Below are 1,625 nucleotides of genomic sequence, written 5' to 3' on the forward strand. Positions count from 1 at the left end.
TTACTTAAGTTACGTTGTGCGTTAATTGACGAGCTATTCGTAATTACTGATAAAGCCATGATGAACTCCTGATTACATAATGTAATGATTTAGTTAGTTGTATTAACCAGAAGCTGTTAATTAACCCATAAGAAAGTTACAAACAAATTAACCAAAGCAGCTCTGTACTAAATATGTTAACGGCAGCACTAAAATTAACTTGAATATTTTTTTAAAAAAAACAAAATAAAAAGTAACAGGCTGTTAAATAACTAAATTAAAATACTTTTTATTGTTTTTATACTTTTATTTAGATAGGTTTTATAGCATTACTTTGTGTTGGTAGACCCCATATTAAACCACTTATAAATGACAATATATTCGTGATTCTGAATTTGCTTCCACACCTCAAACGTTATGCTGCTTAGCAATAGGGAATTCGTATTAACACGCCTTGGGAATGACGAGAGAAGATCCTTAGAAAATAATAAAAAAGAGCTAAACCTTCACAGTTTAGCTCTTATAAACAAAAGAGTTATTATGTATTATTAACCAAGAAGACTTAATGCTGCTTGTGGTAATTGGTTAGACTGAGCCAATATAGTAGTACCCGCTTGTTGCAATATTTGGTTTTTCGTCATTGTTGCTGTTTCTGAAGCAAAATCAGTATCCTCAATACGGCTTCGTGACGCTGATACATTTTCTGCTACATTAGACAAGTTACTAATAGTGTGGCTAAAACGGTTTTGAACCGCACCTAAATCAGCACGTTGACTATCAATTTGTGCTAACGCTGCATCAATGGTTTCTATCGCAGATTGGGCACCAACACTTGTTGTACCCGATATATCGATATCTTCGACAGATGTTAAGGCACCTGTGCCACCTGTTGCCGCAAGTGCTACACCACCCGCGCCTTTACCTAATATTTCATTAACGGTTGTACCTGAAATACCAATTTTATCAGGAGAAGATAAACTTATAGAAGATGAAACTGACATATTAGCATTAGCACTTGCTAACAATGCACCAGTATTTAGATTATTATTTAATGATAAGGTTGAAGTTGTAGTAGTAGACCCTGCAACTTCAATACCATCAACATCTTCAGCTTTTAAAGTGAGTGTCGTGCCATCAACAATAGCATCATAGCCGTCAGCCTGTAAATCTTCTGCTAAGCGCTCAATATCACCACCGTAATCAGCTAAGTCGTAATCATCTACAGCAATACCACCTTTCATCATATTTATAGTGCCATCATCACCGGAAGATAATGCACTAATTGTAACATCTAATTTAGCCGTTGCTGTTACACCCGTTGCTTTAGCATTAATTGCATCTGCAATATCGGCAGCGCCTATATCAGCAGCTACTGTGACTTCAGTACCATTCATACTTATTGTATCATTAGTTACATCACCAAGCTGAGTATCTAAAATTGTAGCTTCCGCAGCTACACCCAAAACGGTACCAGAACCTGCAACGCCATAAGCTCCTATAGAGTCTGCAGCCATATTACCTAACGAAACATTAATGGTTTCATTCGCATTTGAACCTACTTGGAATTGTTTTGTACCAAAAGTACCATCAAGTAATGCTGTAGCACCAAACTTAGTGGTTTCAGAGATACGGGTTAATTCTTGTTG

At 36.3% G+C, this 1,625-nt stretch carries 1 protein-coding gene; it reads right to left on the minus strand.

What is annotated here, in order from left to right; translation table 11 throughout:
* Positions 1 to 527: 527 nt before the first annotated feature.
* Positions 528 to 1,625 (minus strand): flagellin (locus KO509_RS11250; RefSeq protein WP_289847543.1); only part of this gene is annotated, 1,098 nt, incomplete at its 5' end.

Origin of the sequence: Colwellia sp. C2M11 (assembly GCF_018860915.1) — a bacterium.
Classification (GTDB): domain Bacteria; phylum Pseudomonadota; class Gammaproteobacteria; order Enterobacterales; family Alteromonadaceae; genus Colwellia.